We start from the raw sequence: 7,512 nt of genomic DNA on the forward strand, positions 1-7,512 counted from the left end.
CGCCCCGGAATAACGTAGCCTCAAAATGACGTGCGCAACTCACGGCCTGACGCGCGGCTTGATGCCCTGCTCTTCACCAGCACGCTGCTCAGCCGCGCGTGCCCGCTTGTAGCCGCCGCGCTGCTGCAGACGCGCCCAATAAGCCGCCACATTCGGCCCGAAATCCTTGGCGAGGCCCAGCGTGTCGGCCAGTCGCAGCGCATAGCCGATGACGATGTCCGCCGCCGTGAAGCGGCCGCACAGAAACTCAGCATTCCCAGTGGCTGCCTCCACCGCGCGCAGCCGGCCCAGAAACCATTTGGCATAGTCGGCCGCGACCTGCGGTGAGCGCCGCTCCTCAGGCTCCAGCTGCGTGTATCGCAATACCAGCGTCTGCGGGAAGGTCAGCGTCGCGTCCGAGAAATACATCCAGTTCAGGAACGCGCCGTAATCCTTCTCCTCAGGTCCGACCATCAGCGGGGTCGGGCCATGCTTGATGCCGAGATAGTGACAGATGCCCGAGGACTCCGTCATCTTCGTCTCGCCATCGATCATGAACGGAATGGTCCCGAGCGGATTGATCGCGAGATATTCCTTCGCCAGCACCCGCGGCGGGAACGGCAACATCTTCAACTCGTAGTCAGCTCCGAGCTCCTCCAGCATCCACAGCGGGCGGAACGAGCGGGCGCCGTCGCAATGATACAGCGTGATCATCAGGCATTCCCCGCTTTGCCGGTCCCCGGCAATGTCCCCATCATCTTGCACAGGATCGTCAGCATCACCTCGTCGGCGCCGCCGCCGATCGAGGTCAGCCGGGCGTCGCGATAGGCGCGGCTGACCGGCGTCTCGTTCATGAAGCCCATGCCGCCCCAATATTGCAGGCAGGCATCGGTCAGTTCGCGGCCGAGCCGCCCGGCCTTGAGCTTGGCCATGGTCGCGAGCCGGGTGACGTCCTCGCCGGCGATCAGCGCCTCGGCCGCGCGGTAGATCAGCGAACGCAGCAGCTCGACCTCGGTCTGCATCTCCGCCAGCTTGAAATGCACCACCTGATTGTCGAGCACGCTGCGCCCGAACACCTTGCGCTCGCGCGTGTACTCGATCGTCTTGGCGATGATGTATTCGTGCGATTTCAGGCAGGCCGCCGCGCCCCACAGCCGCTCCTCCTGGAACTGCAGCATCTGGTAGGTGAAGCCCTGCCCCTCCTCGCCGACGCGGTTGCGCTTGGGCACGCGGACATTGTCGAAGAAGATCTGCGCGGTGTCCGACGAATGCATGCCGAGCTTGTCGAGCTTGCGGGCGATCTGCACGCCCTTGGTCTTCATCGGCACGATGATCAGCGACTTGTTGCGATGAACCGGCCCGTCGCTGGTGTTGGCGAGCAGGCACATCCAGTCCGCCTGCGTGCCGTTGGTGGTCCACATCTTGCCGCCATTGATGACGTAGTCGTCGCCATCGGAGCGGGCCGTGGTCTTGATCGAGGCGACGTCCGAGCCCGCGCCGGTTTCCGACACGCCGAGGCAGACCACCGCATCGCCGGAGATCGCGGGCGCCAGGAATTCGCGCCGCAGCTCATCGGAGCCGAACCGGGCCAGCGCCGGCGTCGCCATGTCGGTCTGCACCCCGATCGCCATCGGCACGCCGCCGCAAGTGATGGCGCCGAGCTCCTCGGCCATCATCAGCGCGTAGGAATAGTCCAGTCCCTGGCCGCCGAACTCGACCGGCTTGTTGAGGCCGAGATAGCCGAGGCCGCCGAGCTTCTTGAACAGCTCATGCGCGGGAAAGATGCCGGCCTCCTCCCATGCGTCGACATGGGGATTGATCTCGGCGGCGATGAACTTCTGCAGGATGCGGCGCGGTTCGTCGTGGTCGGCGGTGAAGAGCATTCTTCCTCGGGCTCCTGTCGCGTTTATTTTGACGTCATGGCCGGGCTTGTCCCGGCCATCCACGTCGTTGTTCTGTTGTGGTGCCAGCGTGGATGCCCGGGTCAAGCCCGGGCATGACGAGCTGAAAAAGCGTGGCTCACAATCCCATCTGCCGGCTGGCCAGGTCCTTCATGATTTCCTCGGTACCGCCGCCGATGGCGTTGACCTTGACCTCGCGATAGATGCGTTCCACGCGCACGCCGCGCATGAACCCCGCGCCGCCGAAGATCTGCACCGCCTCGGAGGCGCAGTACGCCATCGTCTGCGTCGCCTGGTTCTTCATCATGCAGATCTCGGCGACGGGATTATCGCCCTGTTCGAGCCGCCACGCCAGCATCTCCAGCATCGCCTGCGAGGCCGCGACGCGCTGCGCCATGTCGACCAGCTTGTGCCGGATCACCTGGTGCTGCGCCAGCGGCTTGCCGAAGGTGTGGCGCTCCCTGGCATAGGCGATCGCATCGTCGAGGCAGACGCGGGCGAACGCGGTGCAGCTCGCCGCCATGCCCATGCGCTCGCTGTTGAAATTGTGCATGATCAGCTTGAAGCCCTGCCCCTCCTCGCCGATCAGGTACTCGACCGGGACACGGCAGTTGTCGAAGTGCAGGGTCGCCGTATCCGAGGCCCACCAGCCCATCTTGTTCAGCCTGGTCCGCGTCAGTCCCGGCGTGTCGCCGGGAATCAGCAGCAGGCTGACACCCACCGGTCCGGGCCCGCCGGTTCGCACCGCGACGGTGATGTAGTCGGCCCGCATCCCCGAGGTGATGAACGTCTTCTCGCCGCTGACCACATAGTGATCGCCGTCGCGGACCGCCTTGGTGCGGAGATTGGCGACATCCGAGCCGCCGCTCGGCTCGGTGATCGCCAGCGCCGAGATCTTCCGCCCGCCAAGGATCTCCGGCAGCGCCTTCGCCCGCACCTCCGGCCGTGCCGCGCGTGCGATCGGCGGCGCACCGATCGAATGGCTCATCAGGCTGGCGCTGACGCCGCCGATGCCTGCCCGCGCCAGCTCCTGCGACGACACGATCTTCATGAACTGGTCCGCGGCCACGCCACCGAACTCTTCCGGGAAGCCCAGGCCGAGCAGACCGATCTCGGCCGCCTTCGCATACAGCGTGCGCGGGAATTCGCCGGCCTCGTCCCAGGCGTTCGCGAACGGCGCGATCTCCCTGTCGACGAACCGCCTGACGACGTCGCGGAAGGCCTCGTGCTCGGCCGTGTAGAACGGACTTTTCGTCATCGATGCCGGGCTCTGGTTGTTGCTGCACCAGGATGAACCGAAGCAATGGTATCGCCTTGCGTCGAGGCGCTGACGGCCGAAATCGCGTGCAGCGCGGCGCGCAGTCGCGACAGCCAACCAGCGCCTTGACGCAAGACAGTGCATTGCACTCACCGGCCCACTCGCGGTCAAAAACGCCGCGCGTCCCGCCGGCCTCCGGGGAGACGGGACGCGCAGGCCAGACACAATCGCGATCAAGGCGGCACCAGACCGCCTGACACGAGGAGGGAACGCGTGCCAGTACGGTATTACGACTGGATTGCGCATCATGCGCGGAGGACCCCTGCCAAGACCGCCATGGTCGATCTCGGCAGCAACCGGCGTTTCACCTATGCCGAGTTCGACGCGCGCGTTGCCCGCCTCGCCGGCCATCTCCGCGACGCCTGCGGCCTTGGCAAAGGCGACCGCGTTACCGTGCTGGCGCTGAACGCCACCGATACGCTGGAAGTGCAATTCGCCTGCTTCCGCGTCGGCGCGATCTTCGTGCCGCTCAACACCCGCCTCACCGTCCCCGAGTTGCAATTCATCGTCGGCGACTGCGCTCCGAAGCTCATGATCCATGACGATGACCTCGCCGACACCGCGCTCGCGGTTGCGCGACTCTGCGGCGTCGCCACGGCGCTGCGCTATGGTCGCGGCGGCAGCTACGAGCAGGCGATCGCAACGGCCAAGCCGCTCACCGCGAGCGAGCCGGTGACGCTCGATGACGTCTCGACCATCATGTACACGTCGGGCACGACCGGCCAGCCGAAGGGGGCGATGATCACCCACGGCATGACGTTCTACAATTGCGTCAATCTCGGCGGCCCCGCCTACATCACGCCATCCTCGGTGCTACTCACCGTGCTACCGCTGTTCCACACCGGCGGACTCAACTGCTACACCAATCCGGTGCTGCATGTCGGCGCCACCGTGCTGATCATGCGCGCCTTCGATCCCGGCCAGGCGCTGCAGCTCATCAGCGAGCCCGCCCACGGCATCAACGTGTTCTTCGGCGTGCCCGCGATCTACCAGTTCATGGCGCAGCATCCGGCGTTCGCGACCGCCGATTTCAGCCGGCTGGTGATCGGCGGCGTCGGCGGCGCGCCGATGCCGGTGCCACTGCTGGAGACCTGGGAGAGGCGCGGCGTCGCGCTGCAGCAGGGCTACGGCATGACCGAGACCTCGCCGGCCGTGTTGGCGCTCGACCGCGAGGATGCCGCGCGCAAGGCGGGCTCGGCCGGCAAGCCCGTCCTGCATACGGAGGTGCGCATCGTCCGCCCCGACGGCAGCGATGCCGACGTCGGCGAGCTCGGCGAATTGTGGGTCCGCGGCCCCAACGTGACGCCCGGCTACTGGAACCGGCCCGACGCCAACCGCGCCTCCTTCACCGACGGCTGGCTGCACACCGGCGACGCGACCCGCGTCGACGACGAGGGCTTCTACTACATCGTCGACCGCTGGAAGGACATGTACATCTCCGGCGGCGAGAACGTCTATCCGGCCGAGGTCGAGAGCGTGCTGCATCAGCTGAGCGCGGTCGCCGAAGCGGCGGTGATCGGCATCGCCGATCCGCAATGGGGCGAGACCGGCATGGCCATCGTCGCGATCAAGCCAGGCCAGAGCCTGAGCGAGGCCGAGATCTTCGCGCACTGCCAGGCGAACCTTGCCCGCTTCAAATGCCCGCGCACCGTCCGCTTCGTCGACGCGCTGCCGCGCAACGCCACCGGCAAGATCCACAAGCCGACCCTGCGCAAGAGCTTTGCGACCGCTTCGGCGATCGATCTCGTCCAGCAGGCGTCGTGATCCTCGATGCGCGGCCGACGCCGCGCATTGCCGACCAAGAAGAACCACAAGACCAACCAGAGGAAGCCCAGGGAATGTTGCCGATGACGACCAGGACTCTGCTGTCTCTCGCGGCCGCCGCCGCGTTCTCCATCGTGGCGAGCCACAGCGCGCTCGCGCAAAAGAAGTACGACACCGGCGTTACCGACACCGAGATCAAGATCGGCAATGTCGAGGCCTATAGCGGCCCGGCCTCGGCCTACGGCATCATCGGCAAGACCGAGGAAGCCTATTTCAAGATGATCAATGATCAGGGCGGCGTGAACGGCCGCAAGATCAACTTCATCTCCTATGACGACGCCTACAGCCCGCCCAAGACCGTCGAGCAGGTGCGCAAGCTGATCGAGAGCGACGAGGTGTTCCTCGTCTTCAACGCGCTGGGCACGCCGACCCAGACCGCCGTTCAGAAATATCACAATTCCAAGAAGGTGCCGCAGCTGTTCCTCGCCACCGGCGCCAGCAAATGGAACGACCCGAAAGACTTTCCTTGGACGATGGGCTTCCAGCCCAGCTACCGCGTCGAGGCGCGGATCTTCGCGAAGTACATTCTCAAGGAGAAGCCGAACGCGAAGATCGCGATCTTCTACGCCAATGACGATTTCGGCAAGGACTACGTCCTCGGCATCAAGGAGGTGCTGGGCGACAAGGCGAAGACGATGATCGTCGCGGAGGAGAGCTACGAGACTTCCGAGCCGTCGATCGACGCCCACATCGTGAAGCTGAAGGGCACCGGCGCCGACGTGTTCGTCAACATCGCCACGCCGAAATTCGCGGCGCAGGCGATCAAGAAGATCGCCGAGCTGGAATGGAAGCCGATGCATGTCATGACCGACGTCTCGATCTCGATCGGCGCCGTGATGAAGCCGGCGGGCCTCGAAGCCTCCGAGGGCGTGCTGTCGGCCGGCTATCTCAAGGACCCGTCGGATCCGCAATGGAAGGACGACGAGGGCATGAAGAAGTTCATGGCCTTCATCGACAAGTACATGCCCGGCGCCAACATCTCCGACGCCAACCTCGCCTATGGCTACGCCGCGGCGCAGACCATGGTGCAGACCCTGAAGCAGTGCGGCGACAATCTCACCCGCGAGAACGTCATGAAGCAGGCCGCCAGCCTGAAGGATTTTGCGCCGGACACCCTGATTCCCGGCATCAAGGTCAACACCGGCCCGAACGACTTCGCCCCGATCGAGCAGCTCAAGATGATGCAGTTCAAGGGCGGCAAATGGGACCTGTTCGGGGATATCATCAGTGCGGATGTCGGGGGGTAGGCGAAGCGGCGGCGTGGCGCGCCAGGCAGCGCAGCAATGCTCGCGCACCACATCTCAACGCCCGACACGTCGATGACAAGCCTTTGGCAGCCACTCATCGCTTGAGCCCCGCTCTCCCCCCAGTGGCGGTCGGCTCCCCTCCCCCTTGCGGGGAGGGGTCGGGGGTGGGGGTCTCCGCACTCCGAATGAAGTGAAGGGCACGCCCCATGTCGGCCTTCCCGGTGCGCTCCTGCTATTCTTTTTCATCATTTCGAGCGGAATGCGCGGACCCCCACCTCCGACCCCTCCCCGCAAGGGGGAGGGGAGCTCACCGCCGTCGCGGCAATACTTCCGATTACAGATATCATATTGACATTTTTCCGAATTCATGGTGATCTCCCGCCCATCCCGCCTCACCGCAGAGGGGCGTTGCGCGCGATCGTCACGACACGCGAGGTGGGGAGGCGATGGCCGTGGTGGTACCGCAGCGTGTCTTCGGATGCGCGGACGAACGGCAGCCCACGGACGGTCAAGTCGCGTGGTCCTGACCTCCCGAAGCTGAGGTCAAGTCTGCACCGGTGCAGATGCACGGCGTGGATGACGGTGGCCAACAAGCCGGCGCACCGGGGAGATCGCGAAGCAGCCGTAAACCCATCGCGCAGGGAATGCCGGAATGTCGGCTGAACCTGTGGTACCTGCCGCCTGCATTTTTTTCGCAGGCGGGCCATGGGTGAGGCCTTCACCCGGCATTCCCTGCGCCCTCTGCACTTGAAGAGGGACGAGCTGATTGCAGACCTCGGGCGAGTTTCGCCGCGAGACTGCGACGACATGTCTTTAGACAATTGTCTGCTGATTGATCCGATCTGCTGTTGAGACGTTGGGCTGTTCGAACGTCGTGCTGTTTGAACCCGTGAATCCGCCCCTACCCACCGCCGTCGTCCCGGACAAGCCGTGACGCGCAAAGCGCGGCATGGCGCCGATCCGGGACCCATACTCCGCGGCGGTGATGTCGTGCGTAAAAGCCAATGACCAGCCGGACTCAAACCGCTCCCTGGGGGTATGGGTCCCGGCGTTCGCCGGGACGACGCTGAGTTTGTAGATGCACCATGGTTCCCACGAACTCCGTCATTGCGAGCGCAGCGAAGCAATCCAGGGCCGCGCGAGGACTCTGGATTGCTTCGCTGCGCGTAACTGCCCAGGTGTCCGTCTGTATCGCTTGACTGGCCACATGTGTTTGTGAGTCAAGGTATGGATGAAGCTGCCG

General features: G+C 64.9%; 5 protein-coding genes. 2 read left to right on the plus strand and 3 right to left on the minus strand.

The annotated features are described in order from the left end of the window. Window positions 1-39: 39 nt before the first annotated feature. From ACQR1L_RS03660 to ACQR1L_RS03670, 3 genes are all read right to left on the minus strand, one after another. Entirely contained in the window at window positions 40-693 is a 654-nt protein-coding gene (locus ACQR1L_RS03660; protein WP_434856529.1) for a glutathione S-transferase family protein, read from the minus strand. Next, a complete protein-coding gene (locus tag ACQR1L_RS03665; protein ID WP_434856530.1) occupies window positions 693-1,862 on the minus strand; it encodes an acyl-CoA dehydrogenase family protein in 1,170 nt (389 codons plus the stop codon). Before ACQR1L_RS03665 ends, ACQR1L_RS03660 begins: the two co-directional genes overlap by 1 nt. 136 nt (window positions 1,863-1,998) lie before the next feature. Continuing rightward, a complete protein-coding gene (locus ACQR1L_RS03670) occupies window positions 1,999-3,138 on the minus strand; it encodes an acyl-CoA dehydrogenase family protein (RefSeq protein WP_434856531.1) in 1,140 nt (379 codons plus the stop codon). A 273-nt stretch (window positions 3,139-3,411) separates the two neighbouring features. Here ACQR1L_RS03670 and ACQR1L_RS03675 point away from each other — a divergent pair, with 273 nt between their 5' ends. Both ACQR1L_RS03675 and ACQR1L_RS03680 read left to right on the plus strand, forming a co-directional pair. Next, window positions 3,412-4,962, plus strand: a complete 1,551-nt coding sequence (locus ACQR1L_RS03675) for an acyl-CoA synthetase (protein WP_434856532.1) — start codon at window positions 3,412-3,414, stop codon at window positions 4,960-4,962. A gap of 74 nt (window positions 4,963-5,036) precedes the next feature. Continuing rightward, the gene (locus tag ACQR1L_RS03680) at window positions 5,037-6,269 is read left to right on the plus strand and encodes an ABC transporter substrate-binding protein (RefSeq protein WP_434856533.1); all 1,233 of its coding nucleotides are present in this window, start codon (window positions 5,037-5,039) and stop codon (window positions 6,267-6,269) included. Window positions 6,270-7,512 lie beyond the last annotated feature (1,243 nt).

This window comes from Bradyrhizobium sp. HKCCYLR20261, from assembly GCF_051168435.1.
Taxonomy (GTDB): domain Bacteria; phylum Pseudomonadota; class Alphaproteobacteria; order Rhizobiales; family Xanthobacteraceae; genus Bradyrhizobium.

Excerpts from the sequence above, each read along its gene's own strand:
- ACQR1L_RS03660 (WP_434856529.1), bottom strand. The coding sequence starts at position 693 with ATGATCACGCTGTATCATTGCGACGGCGCCCGCTCGTTCCGCCCGCTG.
- ACQR1L_RS03665 (WP_434856530.1), bottom strand. The coding sequence starts at position 1,862 with ATGCTCTTCACCGCCGACCACGACGAACCGCGCCGCATCCTGCAGAAG.
- ACQR1L_RS03670 (WP_434856531.1), bottom strand. The coding sequence starts at position 3,138 with ATGACGAAAAGTCCGTTCTACACGGCCGAGCACGAGGCCTTCCGCGAC.
- ACQR1L_RS03680 (WP_434856533.1), top strand. The coding sequence starts at position 5,037 with ATGTTGCCGATGACGACCAGGACTCTGCTGTCTCTCGCGGCCGCCGCC.